This is a genomic window from Brachybacterium sp. NPDC056505, from assembly GCF_042794925.1.
Lineage (GTDB): Bacteria > Actinomycetota > Actinomycetes > Actinomycetales > Dermabacteraceae > Brachybacterium > Brachybacterium kimchii.
This window is the reverse complement of the sequence record NZ_JBHTSV010000001.1, coordinates 121920-142512: the sequence shown is the minus strand read 5'-3', so window position 1 is coordinate 142512 and position 20593 is coordinate 121920. Positions and strand designations below refer to the sequence as shown.

At 70.1% G+C, this 20593-nt stretch carries 23 protein-coding genes and 2 tRNA genes; 8 read left to right on the top strand and 17 right to left on the bottom strand.

Translation table 11 applies throughout. The features are described from left to right. Positions 1 to 28: 28 nt before the first annotated feature. Both ACFQ53_RS00680 and ACFQ53_RS00675 read left to right on the top strand, forming a co-directional pair. Positions 29 to 979, top strand: coding sequence for a TolB family protein (locus ACFQ53_RS00680; RefSeq protein WP_377853863.1), 951 nt, complete (start codon positions 29 to 31; stop codon positions 977 to 979). After that, positions 976 to 1545, top strand: coding sequence for a DUF1990 family protein (locus ACFQ53_RS00675; RefSeq protein ID WP_377853859.1), 570 nt, complete (start codon positions 976 to 978; stop codon positions 1543 to 1545). The genes ACFQ53_RS00680 and ACFQ53_RS00675 overlap by 4 nt, the downstream gene beginning before the upstream one ends. Before the next feature lie 105 nt (positions 1546 to 1650). Here ACFQ53_RS00675 and ACFQ53_RS00670 read toward each other — a convergent pair whose 3' ends face one another. Continuing rightward, entirely contained in the window at positions 1651 to 2277 is a 627-nt protein-coding gene (locus ACFQ53_RS00670) for a superoxide dismutase (protein WP_377853856.1), read from the bottom strand. Between the two features lie 116 nt (positions 2278 to 2393). Continuing rightward, positions 2394 to 2753, bottom strand: a complete 360-nt coding sequence (locus tag ACFQ53_RS00665) for a thioesterase family protein (protein ID WP_377853853.1) — start codon at positions 2751 to 2753, stop codon at positions 2394 to 2396. Between the two features lie 135 nt (positions 2754 to 2888). Between ACFQ53_RS00665 and fdxA the strand changes: the two genes are divergently transcribed. Then, complete coding sequence (gene fdxA / locus ACFQ53_RS00660; RefSeq protein WP_377853850.1) at positions 2889 to 3218, top strand: ferredoxin; 330 nt, start codon at positions 2889 to 2891, stop codon at positions 3216 to 3218. A 15-nt stretch (positions 3219 to 3233) separates the two neighbouring features. On the opposite strand, the gene ACFQ53_RS00655 is transcribed toward fdxA, so the two are convergent. After that, on the bottom strand, positions 3234 to 4133 hold the full coding sequence (locus tag ACFQ53_RS00655; protein ID WP_377853847.1) for an oxidoreductase: 900 nt from the start codon (positions 4131 to 4133) through the stop codon (positions 3234 to 3236). A 63-nt stretch (positions 4134 to 4196) separates the two neighbouring features. On the opposite strand from ACFQ53_RS00655, the gene ACFQ53_RS00650 reads away from it, so the two are divergent. Further along, positions 4197 to 4796: a TetR/AcrR family transcriptional regulator gene (locus ACFQ53_RS00650; RefSeq protein WP_377853844.1), complete on the top strand. Its 600-nt coding sequence runs from the start codon at positions 4197 to 4199 to the stop codon at positions 4794 to 4796. A gap of 56 nt (positions 4797 to 4852) precedes the next feature. Here the strand turns inward: ACFQ53_RS00650 and ACFQ53_RS00645 are convergent, their stop codons facing one another. The 5 genes from ACFQ53_RS00645 to ACFQ53_RS00625 form a co-directional block, all read right to left on the bottom strand. After that, positions 4853 to 5776 (bottom strand): DUF817 domain-containing protein, encoded by a 924-nt coding sequence (locus ACFQ53_RS00645; protein ID WP_377853841.1) that lies wholly within the window; start codon positions 5774 to 5776, stop codon positions 4853 to 4855. 155 nt (positions 5777 to 5931) lie between these two features. Continuing rightward, positions 5932 to 7203 carry a sulfatase gene (locus ACFQ53_RS00640; protein WP_377853838.1) on the bottom strand — a complete coding sequence of 424 codons (1272 nt, stop codon included), beginning with the start codon at positions 7201 to 7203 and terminating at the stop codon, positions 5932 to 5934. A gap of 4 nt (positions 7204 to 7207) precedes the next feature. Further along, complete coding sequence (locus ACFQ53_RS00635) at positions 7208 to 8860, bottom strand: extracellular solute-binding protein (RefSeq protein ID WP_377853835.1); 1653 nt, start codon at positions 8858 to 8860, stop codon at positions 7208 to 7210. A 93-nt stretch (positions 8861 to 8953) separates the two neighbouring features. Further along, positions 8954 to 9910 carry a carbohydrate ABC transporter permease gene (locus ACFQ53_RS00630; RefSeq protein ID WP_246482850.1) on the bottom strand — a complete coding sequence of 319 codons (957 nt, stop codon included), beginning with the start codon at positions 9908 to 9910 and terminating at the stop codon, positions 8954 to 8956. Beyond that, on the bottom strand, positions 9907 to 10947 hold the full coding sequence (locus tag ACFQ53_RS00625; RefSeq protein ID WP_377853831.1) for an ABC transporter permease: 1041 nt from the start codon (positions 10945 to 10947) through the stop codon (positions 9907 to 9909). Before ACFQ53_RS00625 ends, ACFQ53_RS00630 begins: the two co-directional genes overlap by 4 nt. 438 nt (positions 10948 to 11385) lie before the next feature. Here ACFQ53_RS00625 and ACFQ53_RS00620 point away from each other — a divergent pair, with 438 nt between their 5' ends. Next, complete coding sequence (locus tag ACFQ53_RS00620) at positions 11386 to 12390, top strand: LacI family DNA-binding transcriptional regulator (protein ID WP_377853828.1); 1005 nt, start codon at positions 11386 to 11388, stop codon at positions 12388 to 12390. A 25-nt stretch (positions 12391 to 12415) separates the two neighbouring features. On the opposite strand, the gene ACFQ53_RS00615 is transcribed toward ACFQ53_RS00620, so the two are convergent. Then, a complete protein-coding gene (locus ACFQ53_RS00615) occupies positions 12416 to 13051 on the bottom strand; it encodes a TetR/AcrR family transcriptional regulator C-terminal domain-containing protein (protein WP_377853824.1) in 636 nt (211 codons plus the stop codon). Between the two features lie 70 nt (positions 13052 to 13121). On the opposite strand from ACFQ53_RS00615, the gene ACFQ53_RS00610 reads away from it, so the two are divergent. Then, a complete protein-coding gene (locus ACFQ53_RS00610) occupies positions 13122 to 14066 on the top strand; it encodes a zinc-binding alcohol dehydrogenase family protein (RefSeq protein ID WP_377853821.1) in 945 nt (314 codons plus the stop codon). A gap of 94 nt (positions 14067 to 14160) precedes the next feature. Here ACFQ53_RS00610 and ACFQ53_RS00605 read toward each other — a convergent pair whose 3' ends face one another. Beyond that, entirely contained in the window at positions 14161 to 15015 is an 855-nt protein-coding gene (locus tag ACFQ53_RS00605) for an alpha/beta fold hydrolase (protein ID WP_377853818.1), read from the bottom strand. A gap of 57 nt (positions 15016 to 15072) precedes the next feature. On the opposite strand from ACFQ53_RS00605, the gene ACFQ53_RS00600 reads away from it, so the two are divergent. Beyond that, complete coding sequence (locus tag ACFQ53_RS00600; RefSeq protein WP_377853815.1) at positions 15073 to 15552, top strand: MarR family winged helix-turn-helix transcriptional regulator; 480 nt, start codon at positions 15073 to 15075, stop codon at positions 15550 to 15552. Between the two features lie 32 nt (positions 15553 to 15584). Here the strand turns inward: ACFQ53_RS00600 and ACFQ53_RS00595 are convergent, their stop codons facing one another. The 6 genes from ACFQ53_RS00595 to ACFQ53_RS00570 all read right to left on the bottom strand — a co-directional run bounded on the left by ACFQ53_RS00595 (position 15585) and on the right by ACFQ53_RS00570 (position 17454). Beyond that, the gene (locus ACFQ53_RS00595) at positions 15585 to 15917 is read right to left on the bottom strand and encodes a VOC family protein (protein WP_377853812.1); all 333 of its coding nucleotides are present in this window, start codon (positions 15915 to 15917) and stop codon (positions 15585 to 15587) included. 85 nt (positions 15918 to 16002) lie between these two features. Further along, positions 16003 to 16164, bottom strand: coding sequence for a hypothetical protein (locus ACFQ53_RS00590; protein WP_377853809.1), 162 nt, complete (start codon positions 16162 to 16164; stop codon positions 16003 to 16005). 397 nt (positions 16165 to 16561) lie between these two features. After that, complete coding sequence (locus tag ACFQ53_RS00585; RefSeq protein ID WP_377853806.1) at positions 16562 to 17014, bottom strand: SRPBCC domain-containing protein; 453 nt, start codon at positions 17012 to 17014, stop codon at positions 16562 to 16564. Positions 17015 to 17115: 101 nt separating this feature from the next. After that, positions 17116 to 17188: transfer RNA gene (locus ACFQ53_RS00580), tRNA-Ala, on the bottom strand. A 22-nt stretch (positions 17189 to 17210) separates the two neighbouring features. After that, the gene (locus tag ACFQ53_RS00575) at positions 17211 to 17357 is read right to left on the bottom strand and encodes a DLW-39 family protein (protein ID WP_377853804.1); all 147 of its coding nucleotides are present in this window, start codon (positions 17355 to 17357) and stop codon (positions 17211 to 17213) included. 23 nt (positions 17358 to 17380) lie between these two features. Next, positions 17381 to 17454, bottom strand: a tRNA-Ile gene (locus ACFQ53_RS00570). Between the two features lie 315 nt (positions 17455 to 17769). Between ACFQ53_RS00570 and ACFQ53_RS00565 the strand changes: the two genes are divergently transcribed. Continuing rightward, on the top strand, positions 17770 to 19440 hold the full coding sequence (locus ACFQ53_RS00565; protein WP_377853802.1) for a molybdopterin-dependent oxidoreductase: 1671 nt from the start codon (positions 17770 to 17772) through the stop codon (positions 19438 to 19440). Positions 19441 to 19815: 375 nt separating this feature from the next. Here ACFQ53_RS00565 and ACFQ53_RS00560 read toward each other — a convergent pair whose 3' ends face one another. Continuing rightward, the gene (locus ACFQ53_RS00560) at positions 19816 to 20592 is read right to left on the bottom strand and encodes a DUF3566 domain-containing protein (protein WP_377853799.1); all 777 of its coding nucleotides are present in this window, start codon (positions 20590 to 20592) and stop codon (positions 19816 to 19818) included. Position 20593 lies beyond the last annotated feature (1 nt).

Sequence of the window (20593 nt, the reverse complement as noted above, 5' to 3'; positions counted from 1 at the left end):
TCGTCCACCGTCGCGAAGGAGCCCGAAGATGAGCACGCCACCCGCCCCGTCGCCCCAGCCGTCGACCGTCCCGTGGCGCACGCTCGCTGCGGGTCAGGTCTCGCGGATCCGGGTGTGGGAGCGGGGCAGCGGGGAGATCCGCACGGTGCACGTCTCGGCCGAGCGCCTCTTCGAGGCCCCGAACTGGCGGGCAGACGGACTGCTGCTCGTGAACGCCGAGGGCGCTCTGTGGACCCTCCCGTCCGACGGCTCACAGGACCCTCAGCGGCTCGACGCGCCCGGACTGCCGCCCGTCAACAACGACCACGTGCTCGCCCCGGACGGCGCCGGTGTCTTCGCCTCCGCGAGCGACCACCACATCTGGCACGTCGCCTTCGACGGTTCCCCTGTACACCGCGTGACCAGCGAGGACGGTGTCTGGCACTTCCTGCACGGCGTGAGCCCCGAAGGGTCTCTGCTCGGCTACGTGCGCATCGAGCTCAGCGGTGAGGACGCCTGGTCCCGGGCCCTGATCCACACGATCCGCGCCGACGGCTCCGACGACCGGAGCGTCACCACCGATCCCGGTCCGGCCGACGGCTGCGAATGGACGCCCGACGGCTCCTGGATCCTGCTGAACACCGAGCAGTTCTCGACGACGCCGGGCCACGCGCAGCTCGCCCGGGTACGGCCCGACGGCACCGGCATCGAGCAGCTGACCTTCGACGAGCGCGTGAACTGGTTCCCGCACATCGCCCCCACCGGCGACGTCGCCGTCTACCTGAGCTTCCCGCCGGGCACGACCGGGCACCCCGCGGACCGCCCCGTCGAGCTGCGCATGGTCGACGTCGACGACTGGACGAGGCCGACGACGCTGCTCGCCCTCGACGGCGGCCAGGGCACGATCAACGTCCCCAGCTGGGCGCCCGACGGCTCGGCCTTCGCCTTCGTCGACTACCCGTTCCCGGACGCGCAGTCCCCGGACGACCCCGCTGCATGAGCCGGCGCGCCCGCACACGAGGAGTGGTCCCGCTGTCGCCCCGCTGGGCGTCGCGGCTGCGGGATGCCGAGGTCACGGCGCCGTGGGATGCCGCATCACCGGGCCTCGTCCCACCGGGCTTCCGCGGCATCGAGCGCTCTGCGCCGCTGGTCCGGCGCGATCTGGATGGGGCCGGCGAGGACCTGCTCGGTTGGCGGATGCACACGCGCGCAGGCCTCGAGGTCGCCGTGGTTCCCGGCCCCGCGTACGCGGGCCATGCGCACCCCGGAGAGGTGATCGCGCTGCGCCTCGGCGTCGGACGGCTCCGCGTCTGTGCACCGTGCCGCGTCCTCGAGGTCTTCGAGGAGCCCGACCGCCGCGGCCTCACCTACGGCACGCTCCCCGGGCATCCGGAGGCCGGGATCGAGCGCTTCGAGGTCCTCCGCGCGGCCGACGGCGCCCTGCGGCTGAGGATCTCGGGATACTCGCGCCCCGGCTCGCCTCCGGTGAGGGTAGGAGCGCCGGTCGCGCGGATCGTCCAGGAGCGCATCACCCGCCGGTACCTGCGGGCGCTGGACGAGAGATGACGAGACGGCCGGCCCCTCACACGGAGGGACCGGCCGTCGGCCGATCACACGCGGAGCCTCAGCGGTGCTCCGCGAGAGTGAGCGGGTCTGCTGCGTCGTGGCGTCTCAGGCGCCGGGGTTGACCAGGCCCTTCGTGCTGCGAGCGTTCTCGAACCGCGCCTGGACATCCGCCCAGTTCACGATGTTCCAGATCGCCTTCACGTAGTCGGCCTTCACGTTCTGGTAGTCCAGGTAGAACGCGTGCTCCCACATGTCCAGCTGGAACAGCGGCACCGTCGCGACCGGGATCCCGTTCTGCTGATCGTAGAACTGCTCGATCACCAGGTTCCCCGCGATCGGCTCGTACGCCAGGATCGCCCAGCCCGACCCCTGGATCCCCAGGGCCGCCGCCGTGAACTGCGCCTGGAACGCATCGAACGACCCGAAGAACTCCTCGATCGCGGACGCGAGCTCACCGGTGGGCTTGTCCCCGCCCTCGGGCGAGAGGTTCTTCCAGAAGATCGAGTGGTTCGTGTGACCGCCCAGGTTGAACGCGAGATCCTTCGACAGCTGGTTGATCGAGCCGAAATCGTTCGCCTCGCGCGCCGCCGCCAGCTTCTCCAGCGCCGTGTTCGCACCCTTCACGTACGTCGCATGGTGCTTGTCATGATGCAGCTCCATGATCCGGCCCGAGATATGGGGCTCCAGCGCCGCGTAGTCATAGTCGAGATCGGGAAGCGTGTACTCCGCCATGGTGGATTCCTCTCCTCTGGCTGACAGGACGCCTTCGACCGTAGAACTTCACGCGCACGTGAGGTCAAGGGCCGGGGCGCGGCGCCGGACAGGGCCCACGGCGTCGGACCGGCGCGTCACCGGGCGAGGCGTTCCAGGAAACGCTCGCGGTCGACGGGGGCGCGGTCGATCTCGCCTTCGCCCACGATCCGGCCGCGTGCATCGGTCGCCCGGGCGGTGAAGGTCCAGATGCGCTGCGCCGGGTCGGCGGGGCCCTCGGCCGTGATCTCGACCGTCCCGCCCACGGGCGTCGGCGCCGCGTGCACAATGCGCACAGCCGTGCCCACGCTCGTGCGTCCCTCATCGAGATGCGCGGCGGCCGCGCGGACGGTCTCGGCCTCCATCCAGGCGAGCAGCCGGGGCGTTGCGAGCACGGGGACGTCCCCGCTGCCGAGCGCCTGAGCAGTGTCGTTCTCGGTCACGTCGTACGAGGTCATGCTGGCGCCTCTCCTGAGCAGGGGCGGCCGACGCTACCACCGCGGATTGACCTCAAGCGCGCGTGAGGTTCTATCGTCGAGGGACGTGGGAGCACCCGCGACGAGCGAGGAGCGAGCGAGGAAGGAGCCGCGAGCGTGACCTATGTGATCGCCCTGCCCTGCGTGGACGTGAAGGATCGCGCCTGCGTTGACGAATGCCCCGTGGACTGCATCTACGAGGGGAACCGGTCGCTGTACATCCAGCCCGACGAGTGCGTGGACTGCGGCGCCTGCGAGCCCGTGTGCCCCGTAGAGGCCATCTTCTACGAGGACGATCTGCCCGACGAGTGGTCCGACTACTACAACGCCAACGTCGAGTTCTTCGACGAGCTCGGCGCCCCCGGCGGTGCCGCGAAGACGGGCGTGATCGACAAGGACCACCCGCTCATCGAGGCGCTGCCCGCGCAGGAGAATCCTCTGGAGTGAGGCGCGGCGAGGGCATCAGCCCCGGCGGTCGGAGAGCACGGGGAAGCTGACGCCCGTGAGTGCCTCCGAAGCCGTCCACAGCCTGCGCGCGACTTCTGGATCCCGCGCCCGCGACGACCGCCCGACCAGGACCGGCGCTCCCCTGCTCTCGAGGAACCCGCCCGGGCCCGCGTAGCTGTTGCCGGGGATCTCGCTCACCGCTGCATAGAGGATCGGCAGGGCGCCGGCCTGCTCGCTCTGGGACAGCGCCCGGACCGCTGCGTGCTGAATGCTCGCCCAGGCGGGGTTCGCGCCGTCCGTGCGGAGCAGATTCGTGGTCGCAGCTCCCGGATGGGCCGCGACCGCGATCACGGGGGAGCCTGCGAGGCTGAGCCGGCGCTGGAGTTCGGCAGTGAACAGCAGGTTCGCGAGCTTGGATTGGCCGTAGGCCGCCATCGGTCGATAGCGCCGACGTGACCAGTCCAGGTCCTCGAAGTCGATGCGTCCCGCACGGTGCCCCATGGACGAGACCGTGACGACGCGGTCCTGCACCCGCCCGATGAGAAGTGAGGTGAGGGCGAAGTGACCGAAGTGGTTCGTGCCCATCTGGAGTTCGAAGCCGTCCGCCGTGCGGGAGTAGGGCGGGATCATCACGCCCGCATTGTTGATGAGGATGTCGATGCTCTCCGGGGCGCCCTGGGCGAAGGCACGCACCGACGCAAGGTCGGCCAGGTCCAACCGGCGCACCTCGACGTCTCCCGGCATCGACGCCGCGGCGACCTGTCCCTTCTCGACGGAGCGCACGGCGAGGATGACGTGAGCTCCTCGCGAGGCGAGGATCCGGGCGGTCTCGCGACCGATTCCGCTGTTCGCGCCGGTGACAATGATGGTGCGACCACTCTGATCCGGCACGGTCGAGCTGGTGAATGTAGTCATAGGCAACACAGTAGCCACCGGAAACATATGTAGTCAATGACTAGATCCTCCTATGCTGGGATGATGATCGAGTCCTCCGGCGACCGCCCGTACCACCACGGGAATCTCCGTGTCGCCCTGCTCGAGGCTGCGGAGAGTCGCCTTGCACAGAGCGGTGTGGAGGCGATCACCCTGCGCGATCTCGCCCGCGAGATCGGGGTCAGCCACGCGGCGCCGCGCCGCCACTTCGCCGGCCGCCAGGCACTCCTGGATGCGCTTGCGATCTCGGGCTTCACCCGGCTCGACGCGGACCTCCATCGCGCGATGGCTGCGACGGCAGGGGACTTCCCCTCTCGACTGCGGGCCGTCGCCGCGACGTACACACGCTTCGCGACGGAGAACGCCTCGCTGCTCGAGCTGATGTATGCGAGCAAGCACCGCCCCGGAGCGGAGGGCATCGTCGAGGCGGCGGAGAAGCCGTTCTCGATGCTCTTCGAGCTGATGCGACAGGGACAGTCCGAGGGTGCGCTCTCCTCCGAGGACCCCACCGACATCGCCACTGTGCTGTTCGCGACGCTCCAGGGCATCGCCACGATGATCAACGGGGGCTTCGTGCCCTCTGCGCAGCTCCAGGTGCTGACCGACACCGCCGTCACCCAGTTCCTGCGCGGAGCGCGGCCCTGACAGCCTCCTGATCCTCGCCCACCCCGAGGCGCACTGAGGCGCAGCGAGCACGCCCCTCACAGGCGCTCCTCCTGCGTCCGAAGCGCCTGCGGCGGGTGCACCAGCGTCACCAGCACCACCGAGATCATCATCAGCAGCAGCCAGGCCACCATCTTCGTCAGCGGCACCGGCTCCCATCCCGCCTGCTGGTGCGGGTAGATCCAGGCGCCGGCGGCGGTGCCCACGTTCTCGGCGACCCACAGGAAGAACGCGGTGCCGGCGAAGGCCGCGAGCACCGGCATGCGATGCCGGGCACCACCCCGGTGGTTGCGGAAGCTCATCATGCATCGGCCGAACAGAAGTGCCACCAGCACGAGCAGCACCCAGCGGGCGTCGGGCAGGAAGTGGTGGGTGAAGAAGTTCGCGTAGATCGCCGCCGCGAGCAGCGCCGTCGCCCATCGCGGCGGGTAGCGCGTGAACCGCAGGTCGAACAGCCGCATCACGCGCACCATGTACGAGCCGACCGCGGCGTACATGAACCCCGTGTACAGCGGCACCGCGCCGACGCTCAGAAGGCCCTCGCTCTCGTACTCCCATGAGCCGACATGAGTCTTGAACACCTCCGTCGCGGTGCCCGCGACGTGGAACAGCACGATCGTGCCCATCTCGCGCAGTGTCTCCAGGCGCAGCGCGAGCATGAGGACCTGCAGCGCGAGCGCGGCGATCACCAGGGCATCCGCCCGAGCGACCGGGGCGCCCTCGGGATACAGCAGCCGCGCGAGCACGAGCAGCGCGAGCATCGAGGCGCCGAACACGCACGCCCACGCCTGCTTGAGCGTGAAGACCACGAGCTCGAGGGCGCGAAGGCGCCACGGGCCGGCGTTCTCGGCGAGCGCACGCGTGCGCCGGTGCGCCCAGGCGTCGATCCGCTGCTCGAGCGGGGTGAAGGTGCGAGCGCGGCCGTCGGACCGGGCGCGCTGTTCACGGATGACGTCCCCCATGCGGTGAGCGTACGAAGAACCTCCGTGCCGAGGGCGGGGGAACAACGCAGGTCAGAAGGAGGAATCGCGTGGCCCCCGCGGAGATCCTGTGTGCTCGGTCGCGCGCAAGGCCCCGTCGCCGCCGCCCACCGGGTTGCAGGGACCATGCGCCGACGTCACTCGGTGCGGGGCGGACCCCCGAGGACGTTCGCTCCGGCAGGCGGGGGGATCGGCCCGCGCGCGAGCGGGTCGTCGGTCTCGCGCATCCAGCTCTCCAGGCGTGCTCTCATCTCGACCAGGACGTCGCCGTAGGCGGGGTCGTCGACGAGATTGCGGGACTCACCCGGGTCGAGCTGGAGATCGAAGAGCATCTCCCTCTCCGGCGCCCGGTCGCCCCATCCCCTCTCCACGAGGTACTCCTTGCTGGGGCCCGCATCGGTGTGCTCGAGGATCCTGTGTTCGAGCGCTCGGAACGCACGGACGTATGCGAAGCGCTCGGTGCGCACGGAACGCTGCGGCTCGTAGTCCACGTGGTAGGTGAGCTCAGCATGGACGGCGTCGTGCAGCGTGGCCTCCTCGTCCTCGAGAACGGGCGCCAGCGACGTGCCGCGCAGCCCCTCGGGCGCGGGCACCTCCGCGAACTCGCAGAGGGTGGGGAACAGATCCAGCTGGCTGACCAGCGCATCGCTCACGGTGCCGGAGCGGATGCCCGGTCCGCGCATCATCAGCATGACTCCGAGGCCGCCGTCGGTGAGCGTGCATTTCATCCCCGGGAACGCCGGGCCGTGGTCCGTCGTGCACACGACGAGCGTGTGATCGGCGATCCCGGCGCGATCGACCGCATCCAGCACCGCGCCCACCGCGTCGTCGAGACGCCGCACGCTCGCCGAGTATCCCGCCATGTCCTCGCGGGTCTCCGGCGAGTCCGGCAGGTGCGCCGGAGCCCGCAGATAGCGGGCGTCGTCCTGCGGCCCCGGCTCCGGGTAGCGCCGATGGGTCTCGATGAAGCCGATCTCGAGGTAGAACGGCTCCTCATGCTCACCCGACACGAACTGGGCCGCGACCGGCCCCACGTCGACGGCCGAGTGGCTGTCGACCGGCAGGATCTCGTCGAATCCGAGGAGCGCCGGGTCCTCGGAGACGTGCTGCACCCCCGCGAGGGCCGTGCGATAGCCCGATCTGCCCAGGACGTGGCTCAGATGCTCCGTGGGATCGGTGAGGGAGAAGCCCCGATGGCTGAGACCCAGCATCCCGACCTCGTGCGGCCAGCGCCCGGTGAGCAGCGCTGCCCGGCTCGGGGAGCACGTCGGCGACGCGGAGAACGCATGCCGGAAGACGATTCCCTGCTCGGCGAATCGCTGCATCCGCGGGGTGGGCGCGGCGTACCCGTACGGGCTGATCCAGCGCCCCGTGTCGTGGGAGTTCAGATAGATGATGTTCGGTCTCACGGGATCATCCTTCGGCGGCCTCGGACAGGGCCTTCTCGTACTCGTCCCTCATGGTGTCCCCGCCGTTCTTCTTCCAGGTCTTCACCGCTCCGGCCCATGCGCTCACGGGTTTGCGCCCCTGGATGATGTCGCTCTCGATGTCGCCCAGGGCGCTGCCGATCTGCTTGCCCTTGCGGGACTGCGTCTCGGAGTAGAGGCCCGTCGTCGGGTTCTTCACGGCGTTCGGGATCGAGGCGGCCTCCGCCGCGTGCTGGTCCTTGGTCACCTCGGGCGCGCCGGGGGTGAAGTTCACCCACGGCCCCTGGCCTACGTACCGCAGGGCCAACTGGGTCTCGTTGCGGCCCTTCTCCGTGAGCACGGGGTCCGTGCCCTTGAGCTCGTGGTCCACCCCTTCGATGCCGAACATCTTGAAGGTGTACTCCTCGCTGCCGAACGGGGCCGCGAAGTAGTTGAGCACGTCCAGCAGCGCCTCGGCCCGGTCCTCGGCCTTCTTGCTGATCGCGGTGATGTTCTGCGAGGTCGGACCGTGCCAGATCGGTGCCGTTCCCCCGCCGTCGGCCTTGGGCGGCTGGAGGACGTTCAGTCGGAACCCGTCGGGGAGGGGGTAGTTCTGGAAGTCGGCCCAGGCGGTGAGCGTCCCCTGCAGCAGCGGTGTGGTCCCGTTGATGACCCAGGTCTTCTGCTTCGGGCCGTCCGCCGTGAACGCGTCCGGATGGAGCAGTCCGTCCTTGACCATCGCACGCACCGCCTCGAGGGCATCCTCCTGCCGCTCGTGCTCGTTCGCACTGGTCAGCTTCCCGTCGGCCTCGGACCAGCCGTTGGGGATCTCGAACATCTCGCGCACGAACTGGGTGGGTGCACCGCCGAGCGCCCATTGCTTGCCACCTGTGAGCTCGCGGCACGCGTCGGTGAAGTCCTCCAGGGAATCGGAGGTCACCTCCACGCCCTTGTCCGCGAGGAAGTCCTTCCGCGTGTACATGACGATGGACTGCATGCCTCCGCGGGGGATCGGAATGGCGAAGATCTTCCCGCCGTAGACGCAGGCCTGCCAGGTCTCGGTGGAGATGTTCGCCAGGAACGGGTACTTCTTGACGGCGTCCCCGGACAGCAGGTCGGTGAGGTCCGCCGCCTTCGCGGAGAGCATCGCGGGAAGGCTCGGCACGTCGCCCGGGAAGAAGGTGAAGATCTCCGGCAGCTTGTCACCGGCCAGCGTCGTCTGGAACCGGTCCGCGAAGTCGCCCGTGGGGACCACGGTCACCTTCATCGTGCAGCCCAGGCGCTTGTTGAGCTCCTGCCAGTACTTGTTCTTGTCCATCGCCGGCGGGGCGGGGTTGTTCGTCAGGGCGAACACCCCGAAGTCCTTCCCGTCGCCGGGCGTGCCCTCGGTGACCTTCTTGGGCTTCTCCGGATAGGTCAGCATGGCGTCGCTGACCCCGTCCTCACCGGGCAGGTCGAATTCGATGCCCTTGTAGGGGATGTGGCTCGGGAACACGGCGTCCGAGTTGTCGCCGACCGCCGCGCTGCCGCGGCCCTCGTTGCTGCATCCGGCGACGGTGAGAGCGCCGAGGGCGCCCGCTCCGAGTGCGCCGACGCCGAAGGCTCGACGGGTGAGGCCTCGCTCGGCGGATGGGGTGGGGTTGTTCGGGGTGCTGTCCATGGTCTGACTCCTCATCGAGTGTGCGGATTGGTCGGGACTGGTCGGAACTGGTCGGGAAACCTCAGGTGTGGGCGCGGTCGGCCGCTGCGGGGCTCATCCCTTGACCGCGCCGGTGAGCATGCCCTTGGCGAAGTGGCGCTGGAGGAAGGGGTAGACGATCAGCACCGGCAGCACGGAGACCACGAGGATCGCCATCTGCAGGGAGATCTGCGGCGGGAGCGAGGCGCCGTCGATGCCGATGTCCTGGCTGCCCAGCTGGGTCCCCTGCACCACGTAAGTGCGCAGGACCATCTGCAGCGGCCACTTGCTGTTGTCGTTGAGGTACAGCAGGGCGTTGAAGAACGAGTTCCAGTAGCCGACGGCGTAGAACAGCCCGACCACGGCGAACACGGCCTTGGACAGCGGCAGTCCGATCCGCAGGAACAGCTGCAGCTCGCCGGCGCCGTCCACCTTCGCGGAGTCGAGGATCTCCTGGGGCAGCTGCACGAAGAAGGAGCGCACGACCACCACGTTGAAGGCGGAGACGCAGGTGGGGATGATGAGCGCCCAGAGCGTGTCGAGCAGCCCCAGCTGCTGCACGACCAGGTACCCGGGGATGATGCCGGGGCCGAACAGGAGGCTGATGAGCACGATCAGCAGCAGGGGGCGGTTGCCGAAGGTGCCGCGGCGGCTGAGCGCCCAGCCGAGGGATGCGGTGAGGGCGAGGCTGATCGCGGTGCCGACCACGGTCACGAAGATCGAGACCCCGAGGGCGCGGGTGACGACGCCGCCGGCGAAGATCAGGCGGTAGGAGTCGAAGTCGAGCCCCTTGGGGAGCAGCACGAAGCCGCCCGCGTCGGTGACCTGCTCGGGGGTGGCGATCGACGTGGAGACGACCCCGATGAAGGGGACGACCACCGCCGCGCAGCAGATCAGGAGCACGATGCCCTTGATGACCGACTCGACCGGCCCGGGCGTCGGGATGCCGTCGATCATGCGGCGACGACGCCTGCGCTTCGGGGCCTCCGGTGCGGGTGCCGCCGTGGGACGGGTGCTCTGTGCGGTGCTCATGCCTTGTACACGCCTTCCTCGCCGAACATGTGCGCGATCTTGTTGGCACCGAGCACGAGGATCAGTCCGACGATCCCCTTGACCAGGCCGACGGCCGCCGCGACTCCCCAGTACCCGCCGACGACGCCGTTGTTGTAGACGTACGTGTCCAGCACCTGGGCGACGCCGGTGCCGACGGCGTCCTGCTGGAGGATCAGCTGCTCGAATCCGACGGAGAGCGAGTCACCGAGCTTGAGGATGAACAGCATGATGATGATCGGCCGCATGCCCGGCAGGGTCACGTGCCAGGTCTGGCGCCAGCGGGAGGCTCCGTCCACCGAGGCGGCCTCGTAGAGGGACTTGTCGATGCCCGCGAGCACGGCGAGGAAGAGGATCGTCGCCCAGCCGGTGTCCTTCCAGATGACCTGCGAGGTGAGGAGCGCGTAGAAGACGTCGGCGTTGCCGATGATGTCCACTGCCTTCCAGCCGTGGTCCTGGAGGAAGTTGTTGAGCAGTCCGGCTCCGCCCAGCATCTGCTGGAACAGGGCCACCACGATCACCCACGAGAGGAAGTGCGGGAGGTAGAGGACGGACTGCACGGCCTGGCGGATCCTGTTCGAGACGAGGCTGTGCAGGGTCAGGGCCAGCAGGATCGGGGCCGGGAAGACGAACACGGTCTGCAGCAGGGTGATGATCAGGGTGTTCTTCAGGGCGTTGAGGAACTCCGGGTCCCCGTTGAAGAGGATCGAGAAGTTCTCGAAGCCGACCCACAGGCTCTTCCCGATGCCGAGATACGGCTGATAGTCCTGGAAGGCGATGACGTTCCCGCCGAGCGCGAGGTAGTGGAACGTGACGATGACGGCGATGCCCGGGAGCGCGAGCAGGAGCACCGTGCGGTCGCGCCACATGCGCTTGTACCAGGGGAGCCGACGACGGCGCAGGGGCCGGCCCGTGCCACCAGGCGCAGCCGCCGGCTCGCCCGGGCTGGTCGACCCGGCCGTCCCGCCCGCTCGAGGAGGGCTGATCTTCTGTGTGCTTGACGTCTGTTCGAGGGTCACGGGGGCCCTCCCTTCTGCAGGCCGTTCACCATCCGTGGTCGATGAGCGGGAATGCGGTATGACGGGGTGAAAGCGGTTGCCGAACGGCTTGTGCTCCCACCGTGGGGCGAGGGGGATGAGCGGGTCTCAGCGTGGGCGGATCCGGGAGACCGGGAGCGAGCACCAGGGACGACACCGTCCAAGTGATCGATCACTTGATTCCCACGTTAGAGGGTGCGGTACCGCCTGACAAGGGGTCAACGCGCTTGCCGCCGGTTGCCACGTCGTCCACGGGCGGGGCCCGACTCGCGCGCGCCCTCGACACGCGGGAAGATGCAGGTGCGAGGCCTGTGGTCACGGTCGACCACGCGCCGCACGGCCGGGGAGCGAGTGCGACGCGCTCACGAGGAGAGGACCGGAGCGGGGACGGGACACGGAGATCGGGAGAAGAGGAGTGCGATGTCGGGGCTGACGGGCAGGGCGACCATCTGGCAGGTCGCGGCGCGCGCGGGGGTCTCCCACCAGACGGTGTCGCGATACATCAACGGGGATCCGCGCATGCGCCCCGAGACGCGGGCGCGCGTCGCGGCATCCGTCCGCGAGCTCGGCTACCGTCCCAATCTCGCGGCCCGCTCCATGCGCACGCAGCGCAACCAGCGCGTGGCCGTGGTGCTTCCCGCGATGATCCACCAGGGTCTCGCGATGGCCCTGGGCGGCGCCGTCCTCGCCGCCAACGAGGAGGGTTACGCGGTGCAGGTCGTCAGCGAGAGCGGGGACCTCGAGGAGCGTGCGGATCGCGTGCGGGAGATCGCGGAGTCCGGAGACGTCGACGGCGTGCTCGCGCTGATCCCGCTCCCCCCGGCGTCACCGGGCGCCTCTCCGAGCAGAGCCGCGGTGGTGATCGCCGACGACTACGACGAGGGCTCGCGCTCGATCGGGGAGCTCGCCGACGCGAGCCCGATCGCGGAGATGATCGAGCATCTCGCAGAGCTCGGGCATCGCCGGTTCCTCCACGTCACGGGCGAGCTGCGCTTCCACTCCGCTCGCGAGCGCAAGCGGGTCTTCGTCGAGACGATCGAGGGGCTCGGGCTGGGACCGGCGCGCGTTCACGAGGGGACCTGGACCGCACAGGCGGGACGCGAGGCGATCAGCGCTCTCGGCGACGTCGATCGGCCCACCGCGATCATCACCGCGTGCGACCCCACGGCCGCCGGCGTTCTCGAAGCGGCCTCCGAGCGCGGCTGGTCGGTCCCCGGAGATCTCAGCGTCACCGGCTGGGACAACCATGTCCTGGGCGCGAACATGCGGCCCTCCCTGACCACGGTCGACACCGACCATCGACAGCTCGGGCGCAACCTCATGCACCGACTCACGGCCTCGCTGCGGAACGAGGACCCGCCGGCCGACGAGGCGCCCCTGAACGAGATCCTCTGGCGTGGCTCCACGGGCCCGGCGCCGCACTGATCAGGCACTGCCTGCGAGGGCGATCTCAGGGGGCCAGGCTCGTCGCGACCCCCGCGAGCACCATCGCCAGCTGTGTCTCGAACCGCTCCTGCGGGTCGGACCTCAGGTGCCCCGTGCGGCGCACGAGCGGCGCATCCTCGCCGATGAACGCGTCCCTGCGCTCCGGGTCGTAGCGCTCGGGATCCTCCTGCGCGTACTGCGAGCGCTCCTGCTCCTCGATCACGAAGCCGACCACGAAGGCCGTCACCAGCTCCGCGGCGTCGACGGCGGTATCGAGAGGGATCCCGCCCGCGGTCCACGCCTCGAGCCACGGCTCCTGGGCGCGCAGCACGTCCGGATCGGTGAGCCGGGTGCCGCTGAAGGTGCGGGCGCCGTCGCGATGCAGCAGGTACTCGCGACGCAGAGCCCGTGCGTACTCGCCGAGCGATTCCAGGGTGCTCGCCCCGGGGCGGGGCGCAGAGGAGGCGATCACCCGCCGCTGGATCTCGGTCCCCATCTCGTCGAGGAGCTCCTGCTTGCCGCCCACGTGCCAGTAGAGCGCGGGCGCCTTGACGTCGAGCCGGGAGGCGACGGCGCGCACGGTGACGGCGTCCGCCCCTCCCTCGTCGAGCACGTCGAGGGCGGCCTCCACAATGCGCTGCCTGGTGATCCCCTTCGCCATGCTTGACACCTTAACAAAGTTAAAGCATGCTGAGGTCGCTATTGAACTTAGTTAAGGAAGAGGAGCACCCATGCGCTCAGCAGTCATCTCCGCACCCGACGGCCTCCCCGTGGCCACTGATTTCCCCGACCCCGAACCCCGGCAGGGCGAGGAGGTGATGTCCCTGGTGGGTGCCGGCATCCATCAGGTCGTCCGCTCGATCGCCTCCGGTCGCCATTACGGGAGCACGGACCGCTACCCGCTCGTGCCCGGGGTCGACGCCGTCGCCCGCCGTGCCGACGGCGCCCTCGTGTACACGGGGTTCGCGCGGGCTCCCTGGGGCACCATGGCCACCTCCATGGCCACGCCCTTCGGCCTCCCGCTCCCCTCCGGCGCCGATCCCCTCGCGATCGCCGCGCGGATGAACCCGGCCATGTCGGGCTACCTCCCGCTGGTCGACCACCGCGAGACGCACGGCGAGCTGGGCACCGTGCTCGTGCTCGGGGCCACCGGGATGGCGGGACGCGCCGCCGTGCAGTCCGCCCTCGCCCTCGGAGCGTCGAGCGTGATCGCCGCCGGCCGCGACGAGCAGTCCCTGGCCGAGCTCGCCTCCCTCGGCGCGCGTCCCGCGGCGATCGGACACTCCGCCGAGCCGCTCGCCACGGAGATCGCCCGCTCCACCCCGTCCCTCGTGCTCGACTACGTCTGGGGCCCCGTCGCGGAGGCGACCTTCGCCGCTCTCGGACGACGCGGGCTCGGGGACGACGCCGCGCAGATCTCCTACGTCCAGATCGGGAGCCTCGCGGGTGCCGATGCGTCTCTTCCCGCGAGCCTCCTGCGCAGCCGGCGCATCACCCTCAGCGGCAGCGGAGCCGGCTCGGTGGACACGCAGCAGCTGATGGCACGGCTTCCCGGCCTGATGGACCTGATCGCCGACGGCACGCTGCAGATCCCCTTCACCGCGTACCCCCTCGCGCGCGTGGCCGAGGCCTGGCAGCACGCCGGCCGGGACCGCGCGGTCGTGGTGCCCGACTGAGACCGGCTCAGCGCCGTGCATCAGGTGCGCCGGACTCGTCGCGAGACACCACCCCACCCCACCCCGGGCACCGCCCGGATGCCTGCCCCGGAACTCAGACATCTCTGCTCGCGAGGAACTCCGCTACAGAGGCGTCGAACAGATCCGGCCGCTCGAGGTTCGGATAATGGGCGACGCCGGGGATCTCCTCGTACTTCCCATCGGGGACCGAGGCGGCGAGCCGCTTCCCCATCCGTCGATGGTCCGTGCCATCGACCGCCCCGCACAGGGCGAGGACAGGAACGTCGATCCGGTCCAGACGCTCCCAGGTCCGCGTAACCGGCGTGAACGGCATCGGCGCGATCGGGGTGCCGTCCGCATCGAGTCGGAGATGCTTGGCCACCGTGTCCCTCGCCATGGTCTCCACGAGCTCGACCACGCGCGGGTCCACACCGCCGCGCTCGCGACGCGGGCCCGCCGTGAATTCACTGAACACCGAGATCCAGGCCTCGAGGTCCCCGGAGGACTCGGCCGCCTGCCATCTCCGCAGGACGTCCAAGCACCACGGATCCGTGAAGGTCGGCTCGCTCGTGCCCGTACCGCTCACCACCAGGGCCGACGCCCTGCCGGGATGCTCGAGCGCGACATCCACCGCGGTCCCTCCGCCCATGGAGACGCCCGCCAGCACGGCCCGCTCGATCCCGAGGGCGTCGAGAAGGGCGATGACGTCGTCCCCGAGCCGGTAGGGGCTCCGCGCATCGGAGGACTCGCCGTGGCCGCGCGCGTCGGGGACGATCACTCGACGATCGGGGAAGGACGCGACCTGGGGTCTCCACATCCGATGATCCACCGCGCCGCCGTGGAGCAGGACCAGAGGGACTCCGTCCCGGGCGGACGCTGCGGAGGCGGGGATGTCGAGGTAGGCGATCGTCTGTTCGGGGAGGGTGCGCCGCTGCATCGTCGCTGTCATGACACCTAGGGTGTCATGATGTCGACATTTTGACAACCGAGGTGTCATGCTCCTGTCATGAGCCCTCCCCTGGATCCCGAAGAACTGGCCGATCGCCTCGCGGAGGTCTACGTCGCGATCGGGCCCGTGTATCGCACGGTCGCGCGGATCGTGGAGCGCAGCGAACCGATCATGGGCATGTCGACGGGAGTGCGCAACGTCCTGGATCAGCTGCGCCGCGGCGGCGACCTCACGGTGCCTCAGCTGGCGAGCGCCCAGGATCTGAGCCGGCAGTTCGTCCAGCGGATGGTCGATGACGCCTCCGCGGCCGGCTTCGTCGAGAGGCGCCGGAACCCCTCCCATCGGCGCTCGTTCCTCGTGCATCTCACGGCCGACGGGGAGGCCGCCATCGCCGCGGTCGCCGCTCGTGAGCACACGCTGATGGGTCAGGTGGGCGGCGAGCTCACCGGCGCCGAGGTCGACACGACGCTGCGGGTCCTGCACCACATGCAGCGTGCCCTCGTGGCGATCGACGACCGCGGCGCCCCGCCGCGCTGAGACGCATACGGGCGGTCTGGCGCGAGCGATGATCACGAACCCGTCAGCACCACCCGGTTGCCGTCCGGATCGGCCAGCACGAGGATTCGGGCCCCGCCGCCCGGCTGCGGTCCGTCGTGCGCGATGCCGTGCGCGAGGAGGCGCTCGGCGTCGGCGTCGATGTCCGTCACGACGAGGGACACCGTGGAGTGCCCGGCTCTCTCCGGCTCCGACCACACCTGCAGTCCGAAGCCCGGCCCCAGGTGCCACTCGAGCAGCCCGGGCATCGGCCGGGCGTCCGGAGGCGAGCCGCACAAGATCGTGAACCAGTCCTCGGCGCGGCCGACATCGGTCACCGCGCACTGCCCCAGAAGTCCTTCGAACATGGCGTGCTCCTCTCGCGAGTGCCGTCACCCATCCTGCTCCCGATCACGGCTCCGGGCACCCCATGCCCGCACCTCCGTGCGGTCCTCACCCTCCGGAGAGCAGCATCCGCAGCTCCGCGGCACGGGACTCGAGCGGCCACCGACGGGTCTCCTCCAGGGTCACCACCACGCGCCCCGGCGGGGAGACATGGTCGGCGATGTCACCGACCAGATGGCAGATCTCCGCGAGGGCGGGGAGGTGATCCATGAGCTGCACCCTCGTCCCCGCCGCATCGAGGACCACGGCGCGTGGGCCGTCCTCCGTCCCCGTGATCCGCAGCTCCAGTCGTCCCGCCCCACGGACCGTGCGACCTTCCGAGCCGCCACGGGCAGGCCATCGACGCGCCTCGACAGCAGCCACAGCCCTCGAACACCAGCTTGCCGCACGATCGCCGTCACCCCGGTCCTCGCCCCCATGACGCTGTGCCTGCCCGCGACGGCCGTCGCGGGCGGGTGCTGAGCTCCCGCGCCGACCATCGTCCTGCGCACCGCCACGTTATAGCCCCATAGCGGCATGATGGGAGGAACCTCGAGGTTCGTCGCATATCAGACCTTCCGGAACCGGGCCGGTCGGCCCAGGAGGCGGGTCACGCCCAGGAGACGGGTCAAGCCCGAGAGATCGCGACGCGCGCGAGCTCGTCGAGGAAGCCCTGCCAGCCCGCCAGCACGCCCTCCTGCTGCTCCGACGTGAAGCCGGGAGTCTCCTGGGCGAAATGCATACGGGTGCCGAGCTCCGTCGGCGAGAGCTCGACGAGGATGCGTGCGCGCGCCGCCCCCTCGGGCCGGTCGCTGATGGTGAGCACGATCCGCTGCGCGGGGACGACCTCGAGGAACTCTCCGACCCAGTCGAGGGTCGTGCCCTCAGGAAGCACCATCCGTGCGCGCCAGGTGCGTCCCGGTTCGGCGACCAGGTCCAGGCCGTCCTCGGGGACGTCGACCTCGGGGCCGCCGAACCACCGGGCGAAGGCCGCCGGCTGGGTCCACGCGGCGAACACGGCCGACGGCGGCGCGGGGACGTCGCGGTCGATCTCGATGCCTTCGTCAGTGGTCCCGGTCATCTGTGCTCCTGCGTCTCGAGCCTGAAGGTCCCACCATGGAACGGTAGGTGCACGGAATGGATCAGGCCCCCTTCCTCGAGGAAGGGGGCCTGACCGTGCTGTGGAGACTAGGGGGATCGAACCCCTGACCTGAAGCTTGCAAAGCTACCGCTCTACCAACTGAGCTAAGTCCCCGTGTCCGAGCTCTCGGATGAGCTCAGGACTTCGACTGCTGCTCGCTGATCTTCTCGGCCTCGGCCCAGAGATCGTTCTCGAGCTTGTCCGCCTCGACCTTGCGCCACACCAGGACGCCTGCGACAGCGCTGGAGACGAGGACCGCGGAGTACGTGAGCAGCTTCTTCATCGGAACCTCCGAAAGCGTGGGAGTGGGCCTAACTGGACTTGAACCAGTGACCTCTGTCTTATCAGGACAGCGCTCTAACCGACTGAGCTATAGGCCCGTGTGCTGCGGATCCGGATCACCGGGCCGCACCGACGCTCAACTGTAGCGAAGCGTGCGCTTCCGCGTCCAACCCGATGGGGGCCCTGTACCGGACATCACAGGCCCCTGACCGGGCCGTCCCTGATCGGGGCGTCCCCGGCAGGGCCGGGAGCCGCGGGCCCGAGCACGGTCCCGACCGCTGCGCCTCACCCGCGTCCCATCCCTTACGGCTTCGTCACAGGTGTCGACGCCCTTCGCGCACAGGAGCAGACTCGTATCGACCGCGCGCCCCATCGATCGCCGATGCCGCCCGGTCGGGAAGGAGCGTCGCACCGTGGTCGATCTGCGCTCGCGACCGAGCACGGGGAGCGACCCGCGACGGCCGGCGGCTCCCCGTCCTCCGCGCGGCATCCCGTGGTGGTCGGCCCTGGCCGGGATCGCCTCGGGCCTCGTCCTGCTCGCGGTCTCAGGGGTGTGCTCGCTGGCCTTCAGCTCGTCGTCCGCGCCGCTGATCGCGGTGGGCGGCACCTTCGTCGACGTGGTGCCACCAGGGTTGAAGGACCTGGTCATCGGACTGTTCGGCACGCGCGACAAGCTCGTTCTCGGCATCTCGATGCTGCTCGTGTACGCCGTGGTGACGGGGCTGCTCGGAATACTGGCCGCGAGGCGTCCGCGAACGGCGGCCGTGCTGCTCGCCCTGCTCGGCGCCGCCGCCGGCGTCTTCGTCCTCACCCGCGCCCAGAACTCCGCGGCCGACGTGGTGCCGACCCTGGCCGGGACGGTGATCGCGGTCGTGAGCCTGCTCGCGCTGGTCAGCAGATCCGGTGCGTCCCCGTCGGCCGACGGGCAGGACGGGCGGAAAGCACCCGCCCGTGCCGGCGCGGTCTCATCCGCCACCGCGCCCTCCCCTGCCACTGCGCCTTCCCCTGCCGCCGCCCCGCCCCGCCGGACCCTCATCGCGGGCACGGGCGTGCTCGCCGCCATCGTCGCCGCCGGCGCGCAGGGCCTCGCGACCAGCCGTGATCTGAGCCGGAAGGTCGCGCAGTTCGTGCTGCCCACCCCGCGGAAGCGCGCGGCGCCGATCCCCGCCGGGGCACAGGTCGACGTCGCGGGGATGCCGCCGTTCGTCACGCCGAACGGCGACTTCTATCGGATCGACACCGCTCTCGCGGTGCCCCGTGTGGACCCCACGAGCTGGAGCCTGCGGATCCACGGACTCGTGGACCGGGAGATCGAGCTCGACTTCTCCCAGCTGCTCGCCGAGCCCATGGTCGAATCCCACGTGACGCTGACCTGCGTCTCCAACGTCGTGGGCGGAGATCTGGCGGGCAACGCCACGTGGATCGGCGTGCCCGTCGCCCGGCTCCTGGAGCGTGCCGGTGTTCAGGACGGCGCCGACATGGTCCTCTCCCGCTCGACCGACGGCTTCACCGCCTCCACCCCGCTCGAGGCGCTCACCGACGGACGCGACTCGCTGCTCGCCGTGGGCATGAACGGCTCCCCGCTGCCGCCCGAGCACGGCTACCCGGTGCGGATGGTCGTCCCCGGGCTCTACGGCTACGTCTCGGCGACCAAATGGCTCACGGAGCTCACGGTCACCCGTTTCGCCGACCAGACCGCGTACTGGACCTCCCGGGGCTGGTCGGAGCGAGGCCCCATCAAGACCGCCTCGCGCATCGACGTGCCCCGCGAGGGCAAGGACGTCGAGGCCGACGGGGAGGGCGCCGTGATGCTCGGCGGCACCGCCTGGGCGCAGCACCGCGGTGTGCGATCCGTGCAGGTCCAGATCGACGACGGGAGCTGGCTCGACGCCGAACTGGGCACGGCGGTCACGTCCGACACCTGGACCCAGTGGGCCCTGCGCTGGGCAGACGCGCGCCCCGGTGAGCACACGGCCCGGGTGCGGGCGATCGACGGCACAGGCGAGCTGCAGACCTCGCAGCACGCCGATCCTGCGCCGAACGGCTCGAGCGGCTGGCACACGATCCGCTTCACCGTCGCCTGAGACGAGCCAGCCGGCGGCCTCAGCCGCCCACAGAAGCCCCGGTCCGGCCCGTCGCCCACACAGGCGCTCCGGTCAGCCCCGCCCACAGGCACGCCGGTCCGCCCCGTCGACCAGGGCCGCCCCGGTCCGGCCTGTCGCCCACCGGTGTATACCGGACCCCTCTGCCGTATATGGCAGTGATGTCGCCCTGGCGCCGGTGGCCGACACGGCACACGCAGCAGAGCCCGCGAGAGCCCACGCGGCCCGCCGCCGCACCGTGCCTCGACGCACGCAGAAGCGCCCGGCACCGCCGTGGCGGGACCGGGCGCTTCGCAGAGGTGCGCGGAGGAGATCGGCGCGCGACGGATGACCACCGCGCTCGCTCTCAGTCGGCTGTCACTCGTCGGTGAAGGTCATCTTCAGCCCGCCCAGGAGGGCGGCGACGATGTTGTAGAGGAACGCGAGGAGCGTGCCGAGCGCCGTGATGATGACGATGTCGACGACGGCCGCGATGGTCGCGTAGCTGATCATCTTGGAGAACTTGAAGTACTCCATGAAGGGCAGCGGCTTGTCGTTGTTGAGGTCGCGGCCGATCTCGTCGATCTTGTCCCAGATGCCGATGACCTCGACGAGGTTCCACAGCACGGCCACGGCGACCACGGTCGCGATGCCCACGGCGATCGCGATCAGGAACGACATCTTCATGACGGAGAAGGGGTCGATCCGCGAGAGCGTGAGGCGGATGCGGCGGGGGCCGCCGGAGCGCGTGGGCGCCTTGGCCGTCGCCTTCGCAGGGGAGCGGCTCGCGCCCCTGTTCGCACCGTTCGCACTGCCGGTCCCGCGAGGGTTCGCGCTCGACGCGGAGGTCGCGGAGCCCGTGCGCTGGGCGCCGGTCCGCTGTGCGGAGGCGGGTCCGGCGTTCTTCGCGCCACCGGTCTTCGCGCCAGCAGTCCTCGTGCCGCCGGTCCTCGAGCCGCCCGCGCGGTCGGCGGAGCCCGCGGAGCTCGCGGTCGCCGAAGAACCGGTCGACGCGCCCTTCGAGGAGGTCCTCGAGGAGCCCTTCGCGGGCCCTTCAGCGTCGTCGGTCGCCGTGAACGTGACCGTGGGCGCGCCCTCCGTGCCACCGGCGCCGCCCGGGCGGCCGGGCGTCGAACCGTTCTTGCTGCTTGCCACG